The organism is Pseudomonas brassicacearum (assembly GCF_000585995.1).
Taxonomy (GTDB): Bacteria; Pseudomonadota; Gammaproteobacteria; order Pseudomonadales; family Pseudomonadaceae; genus Aquipseudomonas; species Aquipseudomonas brassicacearum_A.
Genome location: NZ_CP007410.1, coordinates 6,335,886 through 6,360,015 on the forward strand (window position 1 = coordinate 6,335,886; position 24,130 = coordinate 6,360,015).

Annotated in this window: 20 protein-coding genes; 11 read left to right on the top strand and 9 right to left on the bottom strand. The window is 60.7% G+C overall.

Going from position 1 to position 24,130, the window contains the following annotated elements; translation table 11 throughout:
• The first annotated feature begins 79 nt into the window (after window positions 1-79).
• The 4 genes from CD58_RS27355 (at window position 80) to CD58_RS27370 (ending at window position 5,417) form a co-directional block, all read left to right on the top strand.
• Window positions 80-529 (top strand): EVE domain-containing protein, encoded by a 450-nt coding sequence (locus tag CD58_RS27355; protein WP_025216050.1) that lies wholly within the window; start codon window positions 80-82, stop codon window positions 527-529.
• Window positions 530-610: 81 nt separating this feature from the next.
• Window positions 611-1,576, top strand: coding sequence for an HlyD family secretion protein (locus tag CD58_RS27360; protein ID WP_025216051.1), 966 nt, complete (start codon window positions 611-613; stop codon window positions 1,574-1,576).
• A complete protein-coding gene (gene rbbA, locus CD58_RS27365; RefSeq protein ID WP_025216052.1) occupies window positions 1,573-4,299 on the top strand; it encodes a ribosome-associated ATPase/putative transporter RbbA in 2,727 nt (908 codons plus the stop codon). Before CD58_RS27360 ends, rbbA begins: the two co-directional genes overlap by 4 nt.
• The gene (locus CD58_RS27370) at window positions 4,299-5,417 is read left to right on the top strand and encodes an ABC transporter permease (protein WP_025216053.1); all 1,119 of its coding nucleotides are present in this window, start codon (window positions 4,299-4,301) and stop codon (window positions 5,415-5,417) included. Before rbbA ends, CD58_RS27370 begins: the two co-directional genes overlap by 1 nt.
• A 69-nt stretch (window positions 5,418-5,486) precedes the next feature.
• Here the strand turns inward: CD58_RS27370 and CD58_RS27375 are convergent, their stop codons facing one another.
• Window positions 5,487-5,903, bottom strand: a complete 417-nt coding sequence (locus tag CD58_RS27375) for a flagellar basal body-associated protein FliL (RefSeq protein ID WP_025216054.1) — start codon at window positions 5,901-5,903, stop codon at window positions 5,487-5,489.
• A gap of 150 nt (window positions 5,904-6,053) precedes the next feature.
• Here CD58_RS27375 and CD58_RS27380 point away from each other — a divergent pair, with 150 nt between their 5' ends.
• Both CD58_RS27380 and glpT read left to right on the top strand, forming a co-directional pair.
• Window positions 6,054-7,031 carry an NADPH:quinone oxidoreductase family protein gene (locus tag CD58_RS27380; protein WP_025216055.1) on the top strand — a complete coding sequence of 326 codons (978 nt, stop codon included), beginning with the start codon at window positions 6,054-6,056 and terminating at the stop codon, window positions 7,029-7,031.
• 215 nt (window positions 7,032-7,246) lie between these two features.
• Window positions 7,247-8,596, top strand: a complete 1,350-nt coding sequence (gene glpT / locus CD58_RS27385; protein ID WP_025216056.1) for a glycerol-3-phosphate transporter — start codon at window positions 7,247-7,249, stop codon at window positions 8,594-8,596.
• Here glpT and CD58_RS27390 read toward each other — a convergent pair.
• The 7 genes from CD58_RS27390 to CD58_RS27420 form a co-directional block, all read right to left on the bottom strand.
• Window positions 8,572-9,240, bottom strand: coding sequence for a gamma-glutamylcyclotransferase (locus tag CD58_RS27390; protein WP_025216057.1), 669 nt, complete (start codon window positions 9,238-9,240; stop codon window positions 8,572-8,574). The two genes, glpT and CD58_RS27390, sit on opposite strands and share 25 nt — an antisense overlap.
• Before the next feature lie 346 nt (window positions 9,241-9,586).
• Window positions 9,587-10,555 (bottom strand): CDP-6-deoxy-delta-3,4-glucoseen reductase, encoded by a 969-nt coding sequence (locus CD58_RS27395; protein ID WP_025216058.1) that lies wholly within the window; start codon window positions 10,553-10,555, stop codon window positions 9,587-9,589.
• The gene (ubiD, locus tag CD58_RS27400) at window positions 10,555-12,021 is read right to left on the bottom strand and encodes a 4-hydroxy-3-polyprenylbenzoate decarboxylase (RefSeq protein ID WP_025216059.1); all 1,467 of its coding nucleotides are present in this window, start codon (window positions 12,019-12,021) and stop codon (window positions 10,555-10,557) included. Before ubiD ends, CD58_RS27395 begins: the two co-directional genes overlap by 1 nt.
• Before the next feature lie 79 nt (window positions 12,022-12,100).
• Window positions 12,101-14,056 (bottom strand): acyltransferase family protein, encoded by a 1,956-nt coding sequence (locus CD58_RS27405; RefSeq protein ID WP_025216060.1) that lies wholly within the window; start codon window positions 14,054-14,056, stop codon window positions 12,101-12,103.
• 136 nt (window positions 14,057-14,192) lie between these two features.
• Entirely contained in the window at window positions 14,193-15,452 is a 1,260-nt protein-coding gene (rho, locus tag CD58_RS27410) for a transcription termination factor Rho (protein WP_025216061.1), read from the bottom strand.
• Window positions 15,453-15,693: 241 nt separating this feature from the next.
• Window positions 15,694-16,023, bottom strand: a complete 330-nt coding sequence (trxA, locus tag CD58_RS27415) for a thioredoxin TrxA (protein ID WP_003206727.1) — start codon at window positions 16,021-16,023, stop codon at window positions 15,694-15,696.
• A gap of 121 nt (window positions 16,024-16,144) precedes the next feature.
• Window positions 16,145-16,852, bottom strand: coding sequence for a FadR/GntR family transcriptional regulator (locus CD58_RS27420; protein WP_025216062.1), 708 nt, complete (start codon window positions 16,850-16,852; stop codon window positions 16,145-16,147).
• Between the two features lie 255 nt (window positions 16,853-17,107).
• Between CD58_RS27420 and CD58_RS27425 the strand changes: the two genes are divergently transcribed.
• The 5 genes from CD58_RS27425 (at window position 17,108) to ppx (ending at window position 21,714) form a co-directional block, all read left to right on the top strand.
• The gene (locus tag CD58_RS27425; protein ID WP_025216063.1) at window positions 17,108-17,893 is read left to right on the top strand and encodes a transporter substrate-binding domain-containing protein; all 786 of its coding nucleotides are present in this window, start codon (window positions 17,108-17,110) and stop codon (window positions 17,891-17,893) included.
• A gap of 21 nt (window positions 17,894-17,914) precedes the next feature.
• The gene (locus tag CD58_RS27430; protein ID WP_025216064.1) at window positions 17,915-18,583 is read left to right on the top strand and encodes an amino acid ABC transporter permease; all 669 of its coding nucleotides are present in this window, start codon (window positions 17,915-17,917) and stop codon (window positions 18,581-18,583) included.
• Window positions 18,580-19,230, top strand: coding sequence for an amino acid ABC transporter permease (locus CD58_RS27435; RefSeq protein ID WP_025216065.1), 651 nt, complete (start codon window positions 18,580-18,582; stop codon window positions 19,228-19,230). The genes CD58_RS27430 and CD58_RS27435 overlap by 4 nt, the downstream gene beginning before the upstream one ends.
• The gene (locus tag CD58_RS27440) at window positions 19,217-19,951 is read left to right on the top strand and encodes an amino acid ABC transporter ATP-binding protein (protein WP_025216066.1); all 735 of its coding nucleotides are present in this window, start codon (window positions 19,217-19,219) and stop codon (window positions 19,949-19,951) included. The genes CD58_RS27435 and CD58_RS27440 overlap by 14 nt, the downstream gene beginning before the upstream one ends.
• A 260-nt stretch (window positions 19,952-20,211) precedes the next feature.
• A complete protein-coding gene (gene ppx / locus CD58_RS27445) occupies window positions 20,212-21,714 on the top strand; it encodes an exopolyphosphatase (protein ID WP_025216067.1) in 1,503 nt (500 codons plus the stop codon).
• Window positions 21,715-21,898: 184 nt separating this feature from the next.
• On the opposite strand, the gene ppk1 is transcribed toward ppx, so the two are convergent.
• On the bottom strand, window positions 21,899-24,115 hold the full coding sequence (gene ppk1, locus CD58_RS27450) for a polyphosphate kinase 1 (RefSeq protein ID WP_025216068.1): 2,217 nt from the start codon (window positions 24,113-24,115) through the stop codon (window positions 21,899-21,901).
• Between the last annotated feature and the right edge of the window lie 15 nt (window positions 24,116-24,130).

Sequence of the window (24,130 nt, forward strand, 5' to 3'; positions counted from 1 at the left end):
AACTCTGGCGTCAACCGACTGTCGGTTTGTCATAAAATCGCTGAACTATTTTTATCCATACTGCCCAGGAGTAGAAATCATGGCCTATTGGCTGATGAAATCCGAGCCCGACGAATTGTCCATCCAAGGCTTGGAAAAACTCGGCCAGGCGCGCTGGGACGGGGTACGCAATTACCAGGCGCGCAATTTCCTGCGAGCCATGGCGGTGGGCGACGCGTTCTTTTTCTACCATTCCAGTTGCCCGGAGCCAGGCATTGCCGGAATCGGCAAAATCATCAAGACCGCCTACCCCGATCCAACGGCGCTGGCGCCTGAAAGCCATTACTTCGATCCCAAGGCCAGCCCGGATAAAAACCCCTGGACTGCAATCGACGTGGCCCATGCCGAAACCTTCCCCCGGGTACTGAAGCTCGACTATCTCAAGCAACAGACCGCCCTGGCCGAAATGCCGCTGGTGCAAAAAGGCTCGCGACTGTCGGTGATGCCAGTGACGGCCGAGCAGTGGGCGACGGTGATGGCCTTGCGCTGATCATCCATGTGTTGATGAATATCAAGCCGGGGCGGTCGCCGAACCAGCAGACTGTGATGCTACAGCCGCAGGATGCCGGACATGTCGACAAACCTTCGTACCTCTCGCTTTTTTGCCCTTGCCTTGATGGCTGTTTTGCTCGCCGCCGGCGGGTTCGGCTATTGGAAGTCGCGGCATGATCGCCTGCCAGAAGGCCTGAGCATGGGCAACGGTCGCCTGGAGGCCACCGAAGTCCAGATCGCCAGCAAAACGCCCGGACGCCTGGCCGAGGTTCATGTCGATGAAGGCGACAACGTCCTCAAGGGTCAATTGCTGGCGCGCATGGACACCCGCACCCTGGAGGCCCAGCGCAACCAGGCTGAAGCCGAGGTCGTGCGCGCCCGGGAAAACCTTGCCGCCACCGAGGCCAATGTACAGTTGCGCCAGAGCGAACAACTGCTCGCGCACCAAGAGCTCAAACGGACTCAGGAGCTGTTCAAGCGCGGTTACGCCAGCGCCCAGGTCATCGACCAACAGCAAGCCCGCGTCGACACCGCCAACGCTGCGGTCAATGCGGCCCGGGCCCAAGTGTCTGCGGCGACCGCCGCCATCGGCGCGACCCAGGCCCAAGTCGCGCAACTGACCAGCGAAATAGACGACAGCAGCTTGCGCGCGCCCATCGACGGCGTGATCCAACTGCGCCTGGCCGAGCCGGGCGAAGTGCTGGGCGCTGGCGGACGGGTACTGCTGATGATCGATCCGAACGACCAGTACATGAACCTCTACCTACCAGCGTCCGTAGCCGGGAAACTGGCGATAGGCGACGAAGCACGAGTGCTGCTTGACGCCCTGCCCGAGCGACCGTTGCCGGCAAGCGTCAGCTTCGTCGCGGCCAAATCCCAATTCACCCCCAAGGAAGTCGAAACCCGTGATGAACGCCAGAAGCTGGTGTTCCGCGTCAAAGTGCGCCTGACCTCTCCCGGGGAAGTCCCCCAGGCCAAACCCGGCATGCCCGGCGCCGGTTACGTGCGCACCGGCCCCATCGACTGGCCGGCCAACTTGCAATGAGCGCCACCCTCAGCGCACCGGCACTGCGGGCTTCGGGCCTCGAGCATCGCTACGGCCAGCATGTTGCCCTGAGCGATATCGCCTTCAGTCTGCCGGCGGGCACTCGTTGCGGCCTGATCGGCCCGGACGGGGCAGGCAAATCAAGCCTGCTGGGGCTGATTGCCGGAGTGAAGAAGCTTCAACACGGCCAACTGGACGTACTCGGCGCCTCGATCGAGGACCGAAACCATCGCAACACCCTCTATCGACGTATCGCCTTTATGCCTCAAGGGCTGGGAGGCAACCTTTATCCTGACTTGTCGATACGCGAGAACATCCGGTTTTTTGGCACGCTGTTCGGGTTATCGCGCTCAGAATGTGAACAACGCATGGGCCAGCTGCTGCTGGCGACCGATCTGCAGCGTTTTGCCGACCGTCCGGCGGGCAAACTCTCCGGCGGCATGAAACAAAAGCTCGGCCTGTGTTGCGCCTTGATTCACGAACCAGACCTGCTGATCCTCGACGAACCCACCACCGGTGTGGACCCGTTGTCCCGGCGACGCTTCTGGGAATTGATAGCCGACGTACGCCGACAACGGCCGCAACTGACCCTGCTGGTCGCCACGGCTTATATGGAAGAGGCCGAACAATTCGAGCATTGCCTGATGCTCGATAACGGTCGCTTGATCGCCCAGGGGTTGAGCGTCGAACTGGCCGCTGCCACGCCCGATGGCAAGCTCGACTCGGCGTTCACCCATTTCCAGGGTGACAACGGCCACAACGCCGAGCCACTGACGATCCCGCCCAGGTCCCACGACACCACCGACATCGCCATTGAAGCCCACGACCTGACCCTGCGCTTCGGTGACTTCACCGCCGTCGACAAGGTCAGCTTTGCGATTGGTCGCGGTGAGATCTTTGGCTTCCTGGGCTCCAACGGTTGCGGCAAGACCACCACAATGAAAGTGCTGACCGGGCTGATGCCCGCCAGCGAAGGCAGCGCCCGACTGCTGGGCAATCCAGTCAACGCCAAGGACCTCGCCACCCGCAAACGCGTGGGGTTCATGTCCCAGAGCTTTTCGCTGTATGGCGAATTGAGCGTGCGCCAGAACCTGGCCCTGCACGCGAGACTGTTCGACCTGCCCAAGGCCGAAAGCAGCAGCCGTATCGAAGAACTGATCCAGCGCTTCAACCTCCAGGGCCTCGCCGACCAACCTTGCGGCGCCCTCCCTCTGGGCCTGCGCCAGCGTTTGTCCCTGGCAGTGGCGGTGCTGCATCGCCCGGAAGTGCTGATTCTCGACGAACCGACGTCCGGGGTTGATCCGGCAGCGCGGGATGACTTCTGGCGGTTGCTGATCGAGTTGTCTCGCGAACAAGGCGTGACGATTTTTCTCTCCACGCACTTCATGAACGAAGCCCAACGCTGCGACCGCATTTCGCTGATGCACGCCGGCAAGGTCCTGGCCTGCGACACCCCTGCGGCCTTGCAGGCGCAGTTCAACGGCCAGACCCTGGAAGCGGCGTTCGTCACCTGCCTGGAACAGGCCCAGGGTGAGGCGCAGCAAGACACCGCCCCGGTGACCCTCGACAATGCCAAGACCCCGCAGGACCGCCAGGGCCTCAGCCTCGGCCGCCTGTTGGCCGTTGCCAGCCGGGAAGGCAAGGAACTGTTGCGTGACAAAGTGCGCATGGCGTTCGCCCTACTCGGCGCCCTGTTCATGATGGTGATCTTTGGCTACGGCATTTCCCTGGACGTGGAAAAACTCGCGTTCGCCGTGTTCGACCAGGATCAGAGCCCGCAAAGTCGCGCCTACCTGGAAGCGTTTCGCAGCTCGCGCTATTTCGAGGAGCAGCCGGGCATTCAAGACGCGAAAGCGCTGCATCGGCGCCTGCAACGCTCGGAAATCAAGCTGGCCCTGGAAATACCACCCGGTTTCGGTCGCGACCTGTACGCCGGCCGACAACCCACCGTCGGTGCCTGGCTGGACGGCGGCATGCCGTTTCGCGCCGAGACCAGTCGCAACTACGTGCAGGCGGTGCATCAGGCCAATCTCGAACAACTGGTCGAACAGGGCAGCCCGGCGCGTAACCCGCAAACCGCGGCCAAGCTGGAAACGCGGTTTCGCTACAACCAGGACGTGGTCAGCGTGAACGCCATCGGCCCAGGGGTAATGGCGCTGATCCTCGCATTCATTCCGGCCATGTTGACGGCCCTGGGCATCGTGCGGGAAAAGGAACTGGGCTCGATCACCAATTTCTACGCCACGCCACTGACCCGCCTGGAGTTCCTGCTGGGCAAACAAGCGCCCTACCTGGCCGTCAGCCTGATCAACCTGGCCCTGCTGACAGCGATGAATCGCTGGCTGTTCGGCGTGCCGTTCAAGGGCAGCGGCCTGACGCTGGCATTGGGCGGCCTGCTCTACGTGCTGGCGACCACCAGCATGGGCTTGCTGATCTCGGCGTTCACCCGCACCCAGATCGCGGCGATCCTCGGCACCATGATCATCACCAGCCTGCCGACTATCCAGTTCTCGGGGCTGATCGTGCCGCGTTCGTCCCTGGAGGGCGCCGCTTCGGTGATGGGCCAGTTATTTCCCGCCGGTTACTTCCTGGACATCGCCGTCGGCACCTTCACCAAGGCCCTGGATCTGCGCCAGTTATGGCCGCAATGCCTGGCGTTGTTCGGGTTTTTCCTGGGGTTCACCGGGCTCAGCCTGGTCATGCTGAAGAAACAGGAGGCCTGATGCACACGCTTTCACATATCTGGCGCCTGGGGCTCAAGGAGTTGACCAGCCTGCGGTACGACTCTGTCCTGCTGCTGTTTTTGGCTTACGCCTTCACCGTGGCGATCTATATGCCGGCTGCCGGCTCGGTGATTGGCGTTCACAACGCCAGCGTGGCAGTGGTGGATGAAGACCAGAGCCATCTCTCGCGCCAGCTGGCTCAGGTGCTGCAACCACCGGAATTTCAAACCCCGGTCGCGCTGCCCTATGCCGAACTGGACAAGGTCATGGACAGTGGGCGCTACACCTTTGTCATCAACGTGCCCGCCAACTTCCAGGCCGACCTGCTTGCCGGACGCCAACCGGCGTTGCAGCTCAACGTCGATGCCACGGCGATGAGCCAGGCATTCATGGGCGCCGGCTACATCGGGCGGATTTTCCAACAGGAACTGGCGACCTACAGCGGCCAGGCGCAAGCGAGCGAACAAACGCCCGTGAAACTGACCACCCGCGCGCTGTTCAACACCAACCTTGAGGGCGGGTGGTTTCTGGCGGTGATCCAGATCGTCAACAACATTACGATCCTGGCCATCATCCTGACGGGGACTGCACTGCTGCGCGAGCGCGAGCACGGCACCCTCGATCACTTGTTGGTGCTACCACTGACGGCGCTGGAAATCATGCTGGCAAAAATCTGGAGCAACATGCTGGTGGTCGTGCTGTGCACCTGGGCCTCGCTGGAAATCATCGTCAAGTTCGCACTGGGCGTGCCGCTGGCCGGCTCCATGTTGCTGTTTCTGCTGGTGACCGCGCTCTACCTGTTCGCCAGTACCGCCCTGGGTATCTTTCTCGCCACCCTGGCCCGTTCGACACCACAGTTCGGCTTGCTGTCGATCCCGGTCATCATCCCGATGCTGCTGTTGTCGGGTGGCAGCACGCCGCTGGACAGCATGCCGCAATGGCTGCAATGGGTAATGCAAGGCTCGCCATCGACCCATTTCGTCAGTCTCAGCGCGGCGATCCTGTTCCGTGACGCAGGCGTTGAGGTGGTCTGGCCGGACATGCTGGCGCTGGTGGCCATCGGGCTTTTGTTCTTTGCCATCGCCCTGGGACGGTTTCGTAAAAGCCTGGCATCTTGACGAAAAAAAAGCAGCCTTAGGCAGCGCCTCCGAAATCGTGGCGCTGCCTAAGGCTGCGATGTTGGCGGTTTATTGAATGATCAGGTTGTTGAACAACAGATCATCCACCATCGGCTTGCCGGTTTCGTCGTTCATCACTTGCTGGGTCTGCTTCAGCGCTTCCTGACGCAGCTTTTCCTTGGCCTCCAGATTATTCATGGCCTCGGTGGTCTGTTGGGCGAACAGCGCCACCAACTGGTTACGAATCAGCGGCTCGTTGGCCTTCACCGCCGCAGCGGCGGCATCGCCGGTCACGCGCAGGGCCACGTCGGCCTTGTAGACCTTCAGCTTCGCTGTGCCGTCCAAGCCATAATTGCCCACGAACGGCGGGCTGAGGGTGATGTAACTGACCTTCGGCGCCTCGCCTTCCTTCGCTTCCTTGGCCTCTTCAGCCATCGCCGCCACAGGCAACGACAGAGCCAGCATCAACATGATCCGCGCTTTCACAATTGACTCCTCATCCGGTTTGCGGCCCAGCATACCGCCCCGCCGTTCAAGCACAAGCTTATGGCCGGCTATCAGGACAGGGCATGCTCGTTGACCCATTGACTCTCACACCTACACTTATCGGCCATCACTCCCAAAGGAATAGCCCTGATGAAAGCCGTGCTGTGCAAAGAATTCGGCCCCGCCGAATCGCTGGTGCTGGAAGACGTCGCCAGCCCCGTCGCGAAGAAGAACGAAGTGCTGCTGGACGTGCACGCCGCCGGGGTGAATTTCCCTGACACGCTGATCATCGAGGGCAAATATCAATTCAAGCCACCGTTCCCGTTTTCCCCCGGTGGCGAAGCGGCGGGCGTGATCAGCGAGGTGGGTGAGAAAGTCAGCCACTTGAAGGTCGGCGACCGGGTCATGGCATTGACCGGCTGGGGCAGCTTTGCCGAACAGGTGGCGGTGCCGGGCTACAACGTGTTGCCGATCCCGGCGTCCATGGACTTCAACACCGCTGCCGCCTTCAGCATGACCTACGGCACTTCGATGCATGCCCTCAAGCAACGGGCCAACCTGCAACCTGGCGAAACCCTGCTGGTGCTCGGCGCATCCGGTGGGGTCGGCCTGGCGGCGGTGGAGATTGGCAAGGCCATGGGCGCCCGGGTGATCGCCGCCGCCAGCAGCGCGGAAAAACTCGCCGTGGCCAAGGCAGCCGGCGCCGATGAATTGATCAACTACAGCGAAACCAGCCTCAAGGATGAAATCAAGCGCCTCACCGACGGCCAGGGCGCCGATGTGATCTACGACCCGGTGGGTGGCGACCTGTTCGACCAGGCCATCCGCGCCATCGCCTGGAACGGCCGATTGCTGGTGGTCGGCTTCGCCAGCGGGCGCATCCCTGAACTGCCGGTGAACCTGGCCCTGCTCAAGGGCGCCGCCGTGGTGGGCGTATTCTGGGGCTCCTTCGCCCAGCGCCAGCCCCAGGACAACGCCGCCAACTTTCAGCAATTGTTCGGCTGGTTCGCCGAGGGCAAGCTCAAGCCGCTGGTGTCGCAGGTGTACCCGCTGAGCAACGCGGCACAAGCCATCAATGATCTTGGCCAACGCAAGGCGGTCGGAAAAGTGGTGGTTCAGGTTCGCTGATTGCTTACCCAAACTGTCTTATACCGGGCCGTAACCCTACGGCCCGGTTTCGCCATCCCCACACCGCCCTTCATTTATATCTGAGCGACGTGTTCATAAAAGAACACGTTATCTCCAACATTCCTGCTTTTTGTTGATGCGAACCGATGCTATTTTCGGTAACGAAACTGTAACATTCGCATCCGCAGTCAAAACAAGAAATTTGGAGCTCTTGAATGTTTGCTTTCTTTCGCCCTGCCGCCCATCAGGCTCCATTGCCTGAAGAAAAAATAGACAGCACTTATCGACGCCTTCGCTGGCAGATCTTCGCCGGGATTTTCATTGGGTATGCAGGTTACTACCTGCTGCGCAAGAACTTCACCCTGGCATTTCCGGATCTGATTGCCCAAGGCTATACAAAAGGCCAACTGGGGGTGGCGATGTCGGCGATCGCGATCGCCTACGGCCTTTCCAAGTTTCTGATGGGCATCGTGTCCGACCGCTCCAACCCTCGTTACTTCCTGCCCTTTGGCCTGATCGTGTCCGCCGGTGTCATGTTCGTTTTCGGTTTCGCACCGTGGGCAACCTCCAGCGTGACCATGATGTTCATCCTGTTGTTCATCAACGGCTGGGCCCAAGGCATGGGTTGGCCACCAAGCGGGCGCACCATGGTGCACTGGTGGTCGCAGAAAGAACGCGGCGGTGTAGTTTCGGTATGGAACACCGCCCACAACGTCGGCGGCGGCCTGATCGGTCCACTGGCAATACTTGGCATGGGCTGGTTCAACGACTGGCACAGCAAGTTCTACGTACCGGCAGCGGTGGCGCTGCTGGTCGCTGTATTTGCCTTCATTGTCATGCGCGACACGCCGCAATCGACAGGCTTGCCGCCCATCGAGAAGTACAAGAACGATTACCCGGAAGGCTACGATGCCAGCCACGAAGAAGAATTCAGCGCCAAGGATATCTTCGTCAAATACGTGCTGCGCAACAAAATGCTCTGGTTCATCGCCCTGGCCAACGTCTTCGTCTACTTGTTGCGCTACGGCATCCTGGATTGGGCGCCGACCTACCTTAAAGAGGTCAAGCACTTCAATTTCGACAAGACGTCCTGGGCTTACTTTCTGTACGAGTGGGCCGGCATTCCCGGCACGCTGCTGTGCGGGTGGATGTCGGACAAGATTTTCCGGGGCAACCGTGGCCTGACGGGCATGGTATTCATGGCATTAGTGACCGTTGCGACGATCATTTACTGGCTTAATCCGCCGGGCAATCCGATGGTCGACATGATCTCGCTGTTTGCGATCGGCTTTCTGATCTACGGCCCGGTCATGCTGGTGGGTCTGCAGGCGCTGGAACTGGTGCCCAAGAAAGCGGCGGGCACGGCTGCCGGCTTTACCGGTCTGTTTGGTTATCTGGGTGGTTCGGTCGCGGCCAGCGCCATGATGGGCTACACGGTGGACTATTTCGGCTGGGATGGCGGTTTCATCCTGCTGGTCGTCGCCTGCCTGCTGGCCATGGCGTTCCTTGCGCCGACCCTATGGCACAAGCAAATCGCCAGTCAGAGCCGCGAAGCGGTCGCCTGATCCAGCGCTGATTGGCAGCGCTTGAGCCGCGCCTCCAGATTCCGGTCTGGCATGGCGTGGCTGCGCAGGGCGTGGACGGTCTGCTCGACATAATCGCGAGTGGTGCCGTAACGTCCACAGGCGCTTTCGAACACCTGGCTCAGCACATGGTCCGGCAAATTCCCGGCATAGCTGGGCAGGTGCCGTTCCAGCACAAAACCCAAGGCTTGCACCTGGCTGCCATCCTCGAGACGGCAACTGAGCCAGTGTGGGCGATAGGACGGGAACGGCATCTCGCGTTGCCACAAGGCGAATAGCGAGTCCTCGAGATTCTCTTGCGGCAAACGATAAGCGAAACCGCTGCAGGAGCCGCCGCGATCCAGCCCGAATACCAATCCCGGCAACTCCGGGGTACCACGGTGTTCGTGGGACCACAAATACAACCCACGATGATAACCATGGACCCGGCCACGCATCCGCTCCACCGCCGTGCATTCCGGCCGCCAGATCAAGGAGCCGTAGGCGAACAGCCAGACCGGACCGCCCAGGTGAAGACTCATGGTCGATTGCATCGAGGCGAGCAATTGCTCACGGGTCAGCTGTGGCCCCAAGTCAAGACGTGGAGGGTACGGCGCACAGGTAATGGCGGATTCGATAACGGTCATGGCCGGTAGCGTAGGGCTCCTCGCAATTCATGAAGCTGGATGGTGCGCCGTCATGACACTGACGCTTGCAGAACCCAGGCAAATTGGATGCCATGAAGGGTGGGGGCGCTGGCATATACCTTAACGGCATCTGGCCCAGGAGCTAAATATCGAATAGGCATATGTGCAGATCTATACATTTGTGGCGAGGGGATTTATCCCCGCTGGGGCGCGAAGCAGCCCAAAAATCCGAGCACTCGGTGTGTCAGATCAATTGATTTCTGATTTCGAGGGCCGCTTCGCAGCCCAACGGGGATAAATCCCCTCGCCACAAAAGCACCCTTAGCCTGGGCTAAATGAGTGCTACTCAAGCCCGAGGCGCATAGGCAAACACATCGGCGCGCATCTGGTGGGCGTCCATTCCGGCTTCGACCAGTGCATCGAGCGTGGCGTAGATCATGGCCGGCGAACCGCTGGCGTAGACATGCACACCGGAGAGATCGTCGATGTCCTGGCACACCGCTTCGTGGAGCATCCCGCAGCGCCCTTCCCAGCCACACACGTCACTGACGACTTTGTGCAGGAACAGATTCGGCAGCTTTTTCCATTCGTCCCAATGCTCGATCTCATAGAAATCTTCGGGACGGCGCACGCCCCAATACAGATGCACCGGATGCTTGAACCCCGCTGCGCGGCAATGTTCGATCAGGCTGTGCATCTGCGCCATGCCGGTACCTGCGGCGATCAGCACCAATGGGCCGTCCGGTAGCTCGGACAGGTGGGTGTCGCCGAAGGGCATTTCGACGCGCACGTTGGGGTTGCGCCGCAGTTGCTCCAGCAGCGCCTGCGCACTGTTTTCGCGCACTAATACGTGCAATTGCAGGTCGCGCCCCGAATGCGGCGCCGAGGCCAGGGAGAACGCCGATTTTTCGCCGCTCTCCCGTTCGATCATCAGGTACTGCCCTGCGTGATAACGCGGCGGCTTGCCCGCCGGCGCACGCAGACGCACTCGCCAGACATCGCCACCCACGTCGGCGCACTCGATGACCTGGCAGGCCAGGTTGCGTACCGGCAACTCGCCCGGTGACAGCACGCCATCCCACAACACCACGCAATCCTCCAGAGGTTCGGCGATGCAGGTGAAAATCTCACCGTGATCACGCACTTCGCCAGCCTGCTCGACGCGGCCCTCCACTAACAACGCGCCACACACATGGCAGTTGCCGTTGCGGCAGCTTTGCGGGCATTCATAGCCCAGGCGCCGCGCACCATCGAGAATCCGCTCAGCGGGCCGGATGTCCAGCACCGCCCCGGAAGGCTGCAAGGTTACACGCATCAATCTATTCCTAACTGATTCCAGATGGCATCGATCCGTTGGGTAACGGCTTCATCCTTGACGATAACCCGGCCCCACTCACGGGTGGTTTCACCGGGCCATTTATGCGTGGCGTCGAGCCCCATCTTCGACCCCAGCCCGGACACTGGCGAGGCGAAGTCGAGGTAGTCGATCGGCGTATTCTCGATCATCACCGTATCGCGCTTGGGATCCATGCGCGTGGTGATGGCCCAGATCACGTCGTTCCAGTCCCGTGCGTTGATATCGTCATCAGTGACGATAACGAACTTGGTATACATGAACTGTCGCAAAAACGACCAGACACCGAGCATGACCCGCTTGGCGTGCCCCGGATACGACTTCTTCATGGTCACCACGGCCATTCGATACGAACAGCCTTCCGGCGGCAGGTAGAAGTCGGTGATTTCCGGAAACTGCTTCTGCAGGATCGGCACGAACACTTCGTTCAGCGCCACCCCGAGAATGGCCGGCTCGTCCGGTGGACGGCCGGTGTAGGTGCTGTGGTAGATCGGCTTGATCCGATGGGTGATGCGCTCGACGGTGAACACCGGGAAGCTGTCGACTTCGTTGTAGTAACCGGTGTGGTCGCCATACGGCCCTTCATCGGCCATTTCACCGGGATGGATCACACCCTCAAGGATGATCTCGGCGGTGGCCGGCACTTGCAGGTCATTGCCACGGCATTTCACCAGCTCGGTACGGTTGCCACGCAACAGGCCGGCGAAGGCATATTCGGAGAGGCTGTCAGGCACAGGCGTGACGGCGCCGAGGATGGTCGCAGGGTCCGCGCCCAGGGCAACCGATACCGGGAACGGTTGGCCGGGGTGTTTTTCACACCACTCGCGGTAGTCCAGCGCGCCGCCTCGGTGGCTTAGCCAGCGCATGATCACCTTGTTGCGGCCAATTACTTGCTGTCGATAGATGCCGAGGTTCTGGCGATCCTTGTTCGGGCCTTTGGTGACGGTCAGGCCCCAGGTAATCAGCGGCCCTACGTCGCCCGGCCAGCAGGTCTGCACCGGTAGCATCGCCAGGTCGACATCGTCACCCTCGATCACCACTTCCTGGCAAATGGCGTCCTTGACGACTTTCGGCGCCATGGAAATGATCTTGCGGAAAATCGGCAGCTTGGACCACGCATCCTTCAGACCTTTCGGCGGCTCGGGCTCTTTGAGAAACGCCAGTAGCTTGCCGATCTCGCGCAGTTCGCTAACCGCTTCGGCGCCCATGCCCAGGGCCACGCGTTCTGGCGTGCCAAACAGGTTGCCCAGCACCGGAATATCGTAGCCCGTAGGATTCTCGAACAATAACGCCGGGCCTTTGGCCCGAAGCGTGCGGTCGCAGATTTCCGTCATCTCCAGCACCGGAGAGATGGGAATCTGGATGCGTTTCAACTCGCCGCGCTGCTCCAGTTGCTGCACGAAATCCCGAAGATCCTTGAATTTCATTGAGATGCCACCCCGAAAATAGGCGTACATCCTACCTGCTCTAACGCCCAAACAGCAGCCCGCGCGTGTGCGGCAATGATCAATTGTCGGCTGTACCCAACAGCACCGGAGCAAACAGTGGGCTTAGCCGGGTGCTGCCGAGGTCAGACAGATGATCCTCGTCCTTGTACTGCGAATGACCATTGACCTCAATGCTGCAGATCTGGCCCGCACACATCAGCGGGGTCGGGTCGATGACATGCACGCCAGGGTCGGCGGCGCTCATCGAGTCGAACAAGTCACTCAGGAAACGCTGGCGGGCCAGGTGTTCCTGGAGCGGGCGACCCAGTCCCTCGGCCGACCGACCGACTCGGGCCAGGCTCGTCAATCGGCTGATAGCCCCCTTGCGCTGCAGCGGCACCTCCTTGAGCAACCAGACTTGCGCCCCCGCTGCCCTAATTGCCGCCACCCGCGCCTTGAGCGCTGCGGCCATACGCGCCTCGGCCTCGGCGGTATTGTCGCGGGGGTTGAGCAACACCTTCTTATCACCGTCCTCACGACCGTAGACGTAAAGGCTCCAGTTGGACGCCAGCACCACGCGCCTGATCTGCAGGCGGCGAACCTGTTCCATGGTCCGTTCGTTAAAGTCCCGGCACCGCTGGCGCGGTTCGTCGCTCAGGATCGGCGGACAGGCGCTCATGCTGTAAAGCCATACCGGGCGACCCTCGCGGGCGGCACCTTCTTCAATCGCCGGCAACAATGCGGCGGCATGACTGTCGCCCCAAAACAGTTGAGTCGCCGGCACCTCTTTGTTCCTGCCAATCAGGCACGCCTTGTCCAGATTCTTGTCCGAGGTCACCAACATGCATTTCATCTGCCCGGCCCGCCACTCGCGCGCCTGAGCATATTCCAGGGCCTTGCCCGTTAGACGCTGGGGAAAACCATCGGCCGAGCGCACCACTGAACCCGTCACCGCCAGGGCAACCATCGCCAGCAAACCGGCGGCCAGCACCGGCTTGCGTGCGGCCAGCACACGCTTTTCCCGAAACGGCAGCTCGACGAAACGCCAGCTCAACCAGGCCAGGCCCAGCGCCAGCAGAATCCAGCCCGCCGCCTCCCAGGCCTGGATACCGTCGATCGAAATGGCATTGGCATAGACGTAGACCGGCCAATGCCACAGATAAAAGGAATAGGACAGCAGGCCAATCCAGACCAGTGCCCTGGCACTCAGCACCTGAGCGACCCAGGTCGAACCCTGGGCACCGGACCAGATCAGCGCGGTGGCGCCAAGGACAGGCAGCAAGGCAGCCCAACCCGGAAAAACCGTGGCCTCGTCAAAGGTGAAAACCGCCACCAGGACAGCGGTCAAGCCGACCACGCCTGCAAACTGATAGAACCATGGCCTCACGACGTATTTCGACGCCGGCAACACCGCGAGCATTGCACCGCACAACAACTCCCACGCCCGTGTCGGCAGCGAAAAGAAAACGAAGTCAGGCTTGCGGTCGATATAGGCGACATTCAGTCCGAAAGAAACCAGCAGCACGGCAAACAGCATCCAGCGCCAATGGCGAACATGGCGCATCAACAACACCATCAGCAGTGGAAAGAAGATGTAGTACTGCTCCTCCACCGCCAAGGACCAGGTATGGAGCAAGGGCTTGAGGTCCGACGCGGGCGCGAAGTAGCCGTCTTCACGCATGAACAAGATGTTTGAAATGAACAGCGCCTGATAACGAACCGTCCTGCCCAACTCCGAGAAGTCCTTGGCTGTGAGCAGCAACCAGCCCAGGGCCAACGTCACCACCAACACCACGCTCAAGGCCGGAATAATGCGCCGCGCACGTCGCGCCCAGAAATCGACGAAGCTGAAACGCTGCGCACTGATCTCGCGAAACAGGATGCTGGTTATCAAAAAACCGGAAATGACGAAAAAAACGTCAACACCGACAAAGCCACCACTGAACGTGCTGAAACCGAAGTGAAACAGCACCACAGGAATAACGGCCAGAGCCCTCAAGCCGTCGATGTCACGGCGGTTGCCGAATGTGTGCATAACGATCCTTGTCGTTTTACGAGATGATGCAAGCACGGACATTACCGGCTTGGGAAAGTTGTCTATTTTGATACAAACGCCACGAAAAAAAAGAGCGCCCCTGTTCGGGGCGCCCTTTCTTGAAGCGTGCTTCGTATTACTTGCGTTTCATCGACAGGAAGAACTCATCGTTGGTCTTGGTCTGCTTCAGCTTGTCGACCAGGAACTCGATGGCAGCGACTTCGTCCATCGGATGCAGCAGCTTGCGCAGGATCCACATGCGCTGCAGCTCGTCGTCGGCGGTCAGCAACTCTTCGCGGCGGGTGCCGGAACGGTTGATGTTGATGGCCGGGAAGACGCGCTTTTCGGCGATCTTGCGATCCAGAGGCAGTTCCATGTTGCCGGTGCCCTTGAATTCCTCGTAGATCACTTCATCCATCTTCGAGCCGGTTTCAACCAGCGCGGTGGCGATGATGGTCAGCGAACCGCCTTCTTCGATGTTGCGCGCGGCGCCGAAGAAACGCTTGGGCTTTTCCAGGGCGTGGGCATCGACACCACCGGTCAGCACCTTGCCGGAGCTCGGGATCACGGTGTTGTAGGCACGGGCCAGACGGGTGATGGAATCCAGCAGGATCACCACGTCTTTCTTGTGTTCGACCAGGCGCTTGGCCTTCTCGATCACCATTTCGGCAACCTGCACGTGGCGGGTCGGCGGTTCGTCGAACGTCGAGGCGACCACTTCGCCGCGCACGGTGCGCTGCATCTCGGTCACTTCTTCCGGACGCTCGTCGATCAGCAGCACGATCAGATGAACTTCAGGGTTGTTACGGGCGATGTTGGCCGCGATGTTCTGCAGCATGATCGTCTTGCCCGCCTTCGGCGGCGCCACGATCAGACCGCGCTGGCCTTTGCCGATGGGTGCGCACAGGTCGATGACACGACCGGTGAGGTCTTCGGTGGAACCGTTGCCGGCTTCCATCTTCATGCGCACGGTCGGGAACAGCGGGGTCAGGTTCTCGAAGAGAATCTTGTTTTTCGCGTTTTCCGGACGGTCGAAGTTGATGGTGTCGACCTTGAGCAGCGCGAAGTAACGCTCGCCTTCCTTCGGAGGGCGGATCTTGCCAACGATGGTGTCACCGGTGCGCAAGTTGAAGCGACGGATCTGGCTCGGCGAAACGTAGATATCGTCTGGGCCGGCGAGATAGGAAGCGTCTGCAGAGCGGAGAAAGCCGAAGCCGTCCTGGAGAATCTCCAGCACGCCATCACCGGAGATTTCCTCGCCGCTTTTCGCGTGCTTCTTGAGCAGGGAGAAAATCACGTCCTGCTTGCGCGAACGGGCCATATTTTCTATGCCCATCTGTTCGGCCAATTCGAGCAGTTCGGTAATCGGCTTTTGCTTGAGTTCAGTCAGATTCATATAGGAATGACGTAATCATTTATGGAGGGGGGAAATTAAGCTTTTGGCTTAATGAGGCCGCGCCGCGGAGAAGGCGACAGGATCGCGTACTTATTCGAAAGGAGAGCGTCGGCGACGGCTTGCAGGGGGCAATGGAGAAACCAGTGCGGGGCCGAATGTAACACCTGAGTTTGCAAGCGTCTAGCCCCGAATAACGAAAAAGCCCCGCGATTTGCGGGGCTTTTTCAGTGGCATTCGGCGCTTAGATGTTGGCGTCGAGGAAAGCTGCCAGTTGCGACTTCGACAGCGCACCTACCTTGGTGGCTTCGACGTTGCCGTTCTTGAACAGCATCAGGGTCGGAATACCACGCACGCCGTGCTTGGCCGGAGTCTCCTGGTTTTCGTCGATGTTCAGCTTGGCAACGGTCAGCTTGCCCTTGTAGGTCTCGGCAATCTCGTCCAGGACCGGCGCGATCATTTTGCACGGACCGCACCACTCAGCCCAATAGTCGACCAGTACCGCGCCTTCGGCCTTGAGTACGTCAGCCTCGAAGCTAGCGTCGCTAACGTGTTTGATCAGATCGCTGCTCATGGAAATCTCCGGGGTTGTCAGCAAAAAAACGTGGCCCATCATAGCGGCCCTTCCCGGGTTCAGGAAGCCGCAGTTGATTGAGTCTCGCTATGACGAAAGACGTATTTGGGTATAGCTCAACTCACGAAGCGGCGGGAGCGACGAAGGAAATCCCGGTACGCAACGCCGCGTTACGTACATGTTCCTGCATGGCTTTTTGCGCGGCACCCGAAGCGCGGCGAGCCAAGGCGCGCAGGATCTTGCGATGTTCCTGCCACGTTTCCATCGCCCGTTCCGCCCTGATGAACGGTAGTTTCTGGCTTTCCAGAAAGATGTCGGCGCTGGCGGTGAGAATACTCAGCATCGCCTGATTGCCGCTGGCCAGCAGGATTCGCCGATGAAATTCGAAATCCAGGCGCGCCGCGGCGTCGAAATCCCCGAGCTTCAACTCCCGACGCATGGCCTCGACGTTGTCTTGCAGCGTGTCGAGCTCATCGGCGCTCAGCGTCACCGCCGCCAACCCGGCAGCGAAACCTTCCAGGGCATAACGCAACTGAAAAATATCCACTGGCGAGACCTGGGCCGCGAACGGCCAGCCCGGCGCCGAGTCGTTGCGCAAAACCTCCGTCACCGCTTGTACGAACACCCCTTTGCCCGGCTGCACGCTGATCATGCCCAAGGCGCTCAACGATGAAAGCGCCTCGCGCAACGACGCCCGGCTCACCCCCAGTTGCAGCGCCAGGTCCCGTTGCGACGGCAACGCATCCCCGGGACCGAAACCCTCATCGGCGATCAGTTTGCGGATGGCTTGCAGGGCCACTTCAGGAACGGCGCGAGCGATGGAATTCATGATTTTTTCAGACGAACCGGGCCAGTGAGCGGCTAGTTGTAAAGCTATTCGCCGCGCCCGGCAAGTCGTGCCCCAGCAGGGTTCGGCGGCCCTTGCCGGCGCCCGATAACGGTGCGAAATACAGTTCAACTGTTCAGACCAGTAAGACCACACGCCGCCAGTAAAACCGTGGCTTTGGCAGATGAAAACCCGCCTTGGCATGGCCTGTGCTCTGTCCGAACGCAGAAATCACATCACCGACTGCGGAGATTCGCCATGATTCAGCGTTGCAGCGCCCTGCTCACTGCCCTGTTTGCCAGCCTGATGCTCTGTCAGCTACCCGCCCACGCCGATGGCCTGGAAGACGTGGTCAAGCGTGGCACGCTCAAGGTCGCAGTGCCCCAGGACTTCCCTCCGTTCGGCTCGGTGGGCCCAGACATGAAGCCCCGCGGCCTGGACATCGACACCGCAAAACTGCTGGCCGACCAGCTCAAGGTCAAGCTTGAACTGACGCCGGTCAACAGCACCAACCGCATCCCATTCCTGACCACCGGCAAGGTCGACCTGGTCATCTCCAGCCTGGGCAAGAACCCGGAGCGTGAAAAAGTCATCGACTTCTCCAGTGCCTACGCGCCGTTCTACCTGGCGGTGTTCGGCCCGCCCGACGCGGCCATCAATAGCCTGGATGACCTCAAGGGCAAGACCATCAGCGTCACCCGCGGCGCCATCGAAGACATCGAGCTGACCAAGGTCGCGCCCGAAGGCGTCACCATCAAGCGCTTCGAAGACAACAACTCGACCATTGCCGCCTACCTGGCCGGCCAGGTGGACCTGATCGCCAGCGGCAACGTGGTGATGGTCGCCATCAGCGAGCGCAACCCCAAGCGTGTCCCGGCCCTGAAAGTGAAACTCAAGGATTCGCCGGTGTACGTGGGCGTGAACAAGAACGAGCCAGCCTTGCTGGATAAGGTCAACCAGATCCTGGCGACCGCCAAGACCGATGGCAGCCTGGAGAAAAACTCCCAGACCTGGCTCAAGCAGCCACTGCCAGCCGACCTCTGATCGTAGCGTGAGAGGCTGAGCATGGCTTACCAGTTCGATTTTCTGCCGGTGGTACAAAACACCGAGCTACTGCTGCGCGGCGCCTTGTTCACCTTGGAACTCACCGCCATCGGCGCGTTGCTCGGGGTCAGCCTGGGCATCGTCGGGGCCGTGGTGCGGGCGTGGAATATTCGTCCGTTCGCGGCGATCTTCGGCGTGTACGTGGAGCTGATCCGCAACACACCGTTCCTGGTGCAGCTGTTTTTCATCTTCTTCGGTTTGCCGTCCCTGGGCCTGCAGATTTCCGAATGGCAGGCGGCGGTGCTGGCGATGGTGATCAACCTCGGCGCCTATTCCACCGAGATCATTCGCGCGGGCATCCAGGCCATCCCAAGAGGGCAACTGGAAGCCGCCGCGGCCCTGGCGATGAGCCGCTTCGAAGCCTTCCGCCACGTGGTGCTGCTGCCGGCGCTAGGCAAGGTCTGGCCGGCCCTGAGCAGCCAGATCATCATCGTGATGCTCGGTTCGGCGGTCTGTTCGCAGATCGCCACCGAAGAGTTGAGCTTCGCCGCCAACTTCATTCAGTCGCGCAACTTCCGCGCCTTTGAAACCTACGCGCTGACCACGCTGATCTACTTGTGCATGGCGCTGTTGATCCGTCAGTTCTTGAACTGGGTGGGTCGCCGTTACATTGCCAGGAGCCGCCCATGAGCGATTTCACTTTCTGGGACGTGGTGCGCAACCTGCTCACGGGCCTGCAATGGACCCTGGCATTGTCGCTGGTGGCGTTTATCGGCGGCGGCCTGATCGGTTTGCTGGTGATGGTGTTGCGCATCTCCAAAAACGCCCTGCCGCGCAACGTCGCCCGCACCTACATCGAGTTGTTCCAGGGCACGCCACTGTTGATGCAGTTGTTCCTGGTGTTCTTCGGCGTGGCCCTGGCCGGGGTGGAGATTTCGCCGTGGATGGCCGCGGCGATTGCCCTGACGCTGTTTACCAGCGCTTACCTGGCGGAGATCTGGCGCGGTTGCGTCGAGGCAATCTCCAATGGCCAGTGGGAAGCCTCCGCGAGCCTGGCCCTCAACCCATTGGAGCAGTTGCGCTACGTCATCCTGCCCCAGGCCTTGCGCATCGCCGTGGCGCCGACCGTGGGCTTTTCCGTGCAGGTGGTCAAAGGCACCGCGGTGACATCGATCATTGGCTTCACCGAACTGACCAAGACCGGCGGCATGCTCGCCAACGCCACGTTCGAGCCGTTCATGGTGTATGGCCTGGTGGCCCTCGGTTATTTCCTGCTCTGCTACCCCTTGTCCCTCAGTGCGCGCTACCTGGAAAGGAGACTGCATGCCTCTGCTTAGAATTTCCGCCCTGCATAAATACTACGGCGATCACCATGTGCTCAAAGGCATCGACCTGACCGTCGAGGAAGGTCAGGTGGTGGCGATCATCGGCCGCAGCGGCTCGGGCAAATCCACGTTGCTGCGCACCCTCAACGGCCTGGAGTCGATCAACGACGGCGTGATCGAAGTGGATGGCGAATACCTCGACGCCGCCCGCGCCGACCTGCGCAGCCTGCGGCAGAAAGTCGGGATGGTGTTCCAGCAGTTCAACCTGTTCCCGCACCTGACGGTCGGCGAGAACGTGATGCTCGCGCCGCAGGTTGTACAGAAAGTAACCAAGGCCAAGGCGACCGAACTGGCGCGGCAGATGCTGGAACGGGTCGGCCTCGGCGAGAAATTCGATGCGTTTCCCGACCGTTTGTCCGGTGGCCAGCAGCAACGGGTCGCTATTGCCCGGGCCCTGGCGATGTCGCCGAAAGTGCTGCTGTGCGACGAAATCACCTCGGCCCTGGACCCGGAGCTGGTCAATGAAGTGCTCAGCGTGGTGCGGCAACTGGCCAAGGAAGGCATGACCCTGATCATGGTCACCCACGAAATGCGCTTCGCCCGGGAAGTCGGGGATAAATTGGTGTTCATGCACCAGGGCAAGGTGCATGAAGTGGGGGATCCCAAGGTGTTGTTCGCCGATCCACAGACGGTGGAGCTGGCGAATTTTATCGGGACCGTCGAGCCAGCCTGATTTTCTCAGCCAAGGAACACTCTGTGGCGAGGGGATTTATCCCCGTTGGGCTGCGAAGCGGCCCCCAAACCAGGCAACTCGGCGTGCCAGGATGATTGAGTTCACAGCTTTAGGGCTGCTGCGCAGCCCAGCGGGGATAAATCCCCTCGCCACAAGAGCACCCTGCAAGCTGCTCTGGCTCAAGGGTTTGGTTCAGGTGCGTTGGCGTAAGCGGTTGATCGTGGCAGGATGGCGAGGTTATCGACCGAGACTTTTTGACCATGCCGCCATCCCAAGCCAAGAATCTGTCCCTGATCGCTGCCATAGACCTGGGCTCCAACAGCTTCCACATGGTCGTCGCCAAGGCCCAGAACGGGGAAATCCGCATTCTTGAGCGGCTCGGCGAGAAGGTCCAACTGGCCGCCGGGATCGACGAAGAGCGCAAGCTCAGCGAGGAATCCATCCAGCGCGGGCTCGATTGCCTCAAGCGCTTTGCCCAACTGATCAACGGCATGCCCCTGGGCGCGGTGCGGATCGTAGGTACCAATGCCCTGCGCGAGGCGCGCAACCGGGGTGAATTCATCCGCCGCGCCGAAGAGATCCTCGGCCATCCGGTGGAAGTCATCTCTGGCCGTGAAGAAGCCCGCCTGATCTACCTCGGCGTCTCCCACACCCTGGCCGATACGCCGGGCAAGCGCCTGGTGGCGGACATCGGCGGCGGCAGTACCGAGTTCATCATTGGCCAGCGTTTCGAGCCGCTGCTGCGCGAAAGCCTGCAGATGGGCTGCGTCAGCTATACCCAGCGCTATTTCCGCGACGGCAAGATTACCCCGGCCCGCTATGCCCAGGCCTATACGGCGGCGCGCCTGGAAATCATGAGCATCGAACACGCCCTGCATCGCCTGACCTGGGATGAAGCCATCGGCTCCTCGGGCACCATTCGCGCCATTGGCCTGGCACTCAAGGCCGGCGGGCATGGCACCGGCGAGGTCAATGCCGAGGGTTTGGCCTGGCTCAAGCGTCGGGTGTTCAAGCTCGGCGATGCCGACAAGATCGATTTCGAAGGCATCAAGCCCGACCGCCGGGCAATTTTCCCGGCGGGGCTGGCGATTCTGGAAGCCATTTTCGACGCCCTCGAATTGCAGCGCATGGACCACTGTGAGGGCGCCCTGCGCGAAGGCGTGCTGTATGACCTACTGGGGCGTCATCATCACGAAGACGTCCGGGAACGCACCCTGGGCTCGCTCATGGAGCGTTATCACGTCGATCAGGAACAAGCCGCTCGGGTCGAGCGCAAGGCGCTGCATGCCTTCGACCAGGTGGCCGATGACTGGGACCTGAACGACGGCGTCTGGCGCGAACTGCTGGGCTGGGCCGCCAAGGTGCATGAGGTGGGCCTGGACATCGCCCACTATCACTACCACAAGCACGGCGCCTACCTGATCGAGCACTCGGACCTGGCGGGTTTCTCCCGGGAAGACCAACAGATGCTCGCGCTTCTGGTGCGCGGACACCGTCGCAACATTCCCAAGGATAAATTTGCCGAATTCGGCGATGACGGCATCAAGCTGATTCGCCTGTGCGTGCTGCTGCGCTTTGCGATTCTGTTCCACCACATCCGCGGCACCCAGGAAATGCCCCAGGTGGTCCTGCGCGCCGATGGCGATCATCTGGATGTGTTGTTTCCTGAAAATTGGCTGGAAGAGAACCAACTGACCCAGGCCGACTTCGCCCAGGAAGCCGACTGGCTGACCCGGGTCGGGATTGTGTTGAACATCCACTGAGCCCTGCCACAACACAATCTCTGTGGCGAGGGAGCTTGCTCCCGGTGGAGGGCGAAGCCCTCCCAAGAGTGGCTGCGATGATCTGACTGACAGATCACGACCTCAGATTTGGGGACTGCTTCGCAGCCCAGCGGGAGCAAGCTCCCTCGCCACAAAAGCCAAGCCTGCCTCCCCCGCCGATTTTTTAACGAACCGCCAACACCGGACTGCTCAAGCGCTCCAGCAACGTCGCCTGGGCACTGCGCGGGTTCTGGTTGCCGGTCGGCGTGTTGCGGATGTAACGGCCATCCGACTGCAGGCTCCAGCTGTGGGTGTTGTCGGTGAGGTAGCTTTCCAGCTCCTTCTTGACCCGCAGGATCAACTTCTTGCCTTCCACCGGGAAGCAAGTCTCGACCCGCTTGTCGAGGTTGCGCTCCATCCAGTCGGCACTGGACAGGAACATCTGCTCCTCGCCACCATTGAGGAAGTAGAACACCCGGGTATGTTCCAGGAAGCGTCCGATGATCGAGCGTACGTGGATGTTATGGGACACCCCCGGAATGCCCGGCCGCAGGCAGCACATGCCACGTACCACCAGGTCGATGCGCACGCCCGACTGGCTGGCCTTGTACAACGCGCGGATGATTTTCGGATCGGTCAGCGAGTTGAATTTGGCGATGATGTGCGCCGGCTTGCCTTCCAGGGCGAACTGGGTTTCCCGGGCGATCATGTCGAGCATGCCCTTTTTCAGGGTAAATGGCGCATGCAGCAGTTTTTTCATGCGCAGGGTCTTGCCCATGCCGATCAATTGGCTGAACAGCTTGCCGACGTCTTCGCACAAGGCATCGTCAGAGGTCAGCAGGCTGTAGTCGGTGTAGAGACGGGCGTTGGCGGCGTGATAGTTGCCGGTGCCCAAGTGGGCATAACGCACGATTTCACCGGCTTCGCGCCGCAGGATGAGCATCATCTTGGCGTGGGTCTTGAAGCCGACCACGCCGTAGATCACCACCGCACCGGCCGCTTGCAGACGGCTGGCCAGTTGCAGGTTGGATTCCTCATCGAAGCGCGCGCGCAATTCGATCACCGCCGTGACCTCCTTGCCGTTTCGCGCCGCGTCCACCAGGGCGTCGACGATTTCCGAGTTGGCGCCGCTGCGATACAGGGTCTGTCGCACCGCCAATACGTGAGGATCCTTGGCGGCCTGGCGCAGCAGGTCGACCACAGGGGTGAACGACTCGAACGGGTGCAACAGCAGGATGTCCTGCTTGCTGATCACGCTGAAAATGTTCTCGCTGTTCTGCAGCAGTTTCGGGATCTGCGGCGTGAACGGCAAATATTGCAGCTCAGGGTGACTGTCCAGGCCGGTGATGCTGAACAGCCGGGTCAGGTTGACCGGACCGTTGACCTGATACAGCTCGGTCTCATGCAGGTTGAATTGCTTGAGCAGGTAATCGGACAGGTGTTTGGGGCAAGTGTCGGCCACTTCCAGGCGCACCGCATCGCCGTAGCGGCGCGAGAACAGCTCGCCGCGCAGGGCGCGGGCCAGGTCTTCGACATCTTCGGTGTCTACCGACAGGTCGGCGTTGCGGGTCAGGCGGAACTGGTAGCAGCCCTTGACCTTCATGCCCTGGAACAGGTCATCGGCGTGGGCATGGATCATCGACGACAGGAACACATAGTTGTCGCCAGCGCCGCCCACATCTTCCGGTACGCGGATGACGCGTGGCAGCAGGCGCGGTGCCGGGATGATCGCCAGGCCGGAATCGCGACCAAAGGCGTCGATGCCTTCCAGTTCGACGATGAAGTTCAGGCTCTTGTTGACCAGCAGCGGGAACGGGTGTGTCGGGTCGAGGCCGATCGGCGTAATGATCGGCGCGATCTCATCGCGGAAATAGCGACGCACCCAGGTCTTGATCTTGGTGTTCCAGTTGCGGCGACGGATGAAGCGGACCTGATGTTTTTCCAGCTCCGGCAACAGGATGTCATTGAGGATCGCGTACTGGCGGTCAACGTGGCCGTGGACCAGTTCACTGATGCGCGCCAGGGCCTGATGCGGTTGCAGCCCGTCGGCACCGGCCTGTTCCCGGGCGAAGGTGATCTGTTTCTTCAACCCGGCGACGCGGATTTCGAAGAACTCATCCAGGTTGCTGGAAAAGATCAGCAGGAACTTCAACCGCTCGAGTAACGGATAGGACTCGTCCAGCGCCTGCTCCAGCACGCGGATGTTGAACTGCAGTTGCGACAGCTCCCGATGGATGTACAGGCTGCTGTCATCCAGGTTGGGAACGGCAATCACCGGGGCCGGGGCAGGCTCGATGACAGCCGGGGGAGCGGGCTCCAGCTCCGGCGGTGTCTCAGCGACTTGCTCGACCACGGGTTGAGCATCTTTTACAGCAACTTCAGAGAGTCCTTCGGTATTCATCGCAAGTTCCTGGGA

Coding starts and splice junctions, on each gene's coding strand:
- CD58_RS27355 (WP_025216050.1), top strand. CDS start 80: ATGGCCTATTGGCTGATGAAATCCGAGCCCGACGAATTGTCCATCCAA.
- CD58_RS27360 (WP_025216051.1), top strand. CDS start 611: ATGTCGACAAACCTTCGTACCTCTCGCTTTTTTGCCCTTGCCTTGATG.
- rbbA (WP_025216052.1), top strand. CDS start 1,573: ATGAGCGCCACCCTCAGCGCACCGGCACTGCGGGCTTCGGGCCTCGAG.
- CD58_RS27370 (WP_025216053.1), top strand. CDS start 4,299: ATGCACACGCTTTCACATATCTGGCGCCTGGGGCTCAAGGAGTTGACC.
- CD58_RS27380 (WP_025216055.1), top strand. CDS start 6,054: ATGAAAGCCGTGCTGTGCAAAGAATTCGGCCCCGCCGAATCGCTGGTG.
- glpT (WP_025216056.1), top strand. CDS start 7,247: ATGTTTGCTTTCTTTCGCCCTGCCGCCCATCAGGCTCCATTGCCTGAA.
- CD58_RS27390 (WP_025216057.1), bottom strand. CDS start 9,240: ATGACCGTTATCGAATCCGCCATTACCTGTGCGCCGTACCCTCCACGT.
- CD58_RS27395 (WP_025216058.1), bottom strand. CDS start 10,555: ATGCGTGTAACCTTGCAGCCTTCCGGGGCGGTGCTGGACATCCGGCCC.
- ubiD (WP_025216059.1), bottom strand. CDS start 12,021: ATGAAATTCAAGGATCTTCGGGATTTCGTGCAGCAACTGGAGCAGCGC.
- CD58_RS27405 (WP_025216060.1), bottom strand. CDS start 14,056: ATGCACACATTCGGCAACCGCCGTGACATCGACGGCTTGAGGGCTCTG.
- rho (WP_025216061.1), bottom strand. CDS start 15,452: ATGAATCTGACTGAACTCAAGCAAAAGCCGATTACCGAACTGCTCGAA.
- trxA (WP_003206727.1), bottom strand. CDS start 16,023: ATGAGCAGCGATCTGATCAAACACGTTAGCGACGCTAGCTTCGAGGCT.
- CD58_RS27420 (WP_025216062.1), bottom strand. CDS start 16,852: ATGAATTCCATCGCTCGCGCCGTTCCTGAAGTGGCCCTGCAAGCCATC.
- CD58_RS27425 (WP_025216063.1), top strand. CDS start 17,108: ATGATTCAGCGTTGCAGCGCCCTGCTCACTGCCCTGTTTGCCAGCCTG.
- CD58_RS27430 (WP_025216064.1), top strand. CDS start 17,915: ATGGCTTACCAGTTCGATTTTCTGCCGGTGGTACAAAACACCGAGCTA.
- CD58_RS27435 (WP_025216065.1), top strand. CDS start 18,580: ATGAGCGATTTCACTTTCTGGGACGTGGTGCGCAACCTGCTCACGGGC.
- CD58_RS27440 (WP_025216066.1), top strand. CDS start 19,217: ATGCCTCTGCTTAGAATTTCCGCCCTGCATAAATACTACGGCGATCAC.
- ppx (WP_025216067.1), top strand. CDS start 20,212: ATGCCGCCATCCCAAGCCAAGAATCTGTCCCTGATCGCTGCCATAGAC.
- ppk1 (WP_025216068.1), bottom strand. CDS start 24,115: ATGAATACCGAAGGACTCTCTGAAGTTGCTGTAAAAGATGCTCAACCC.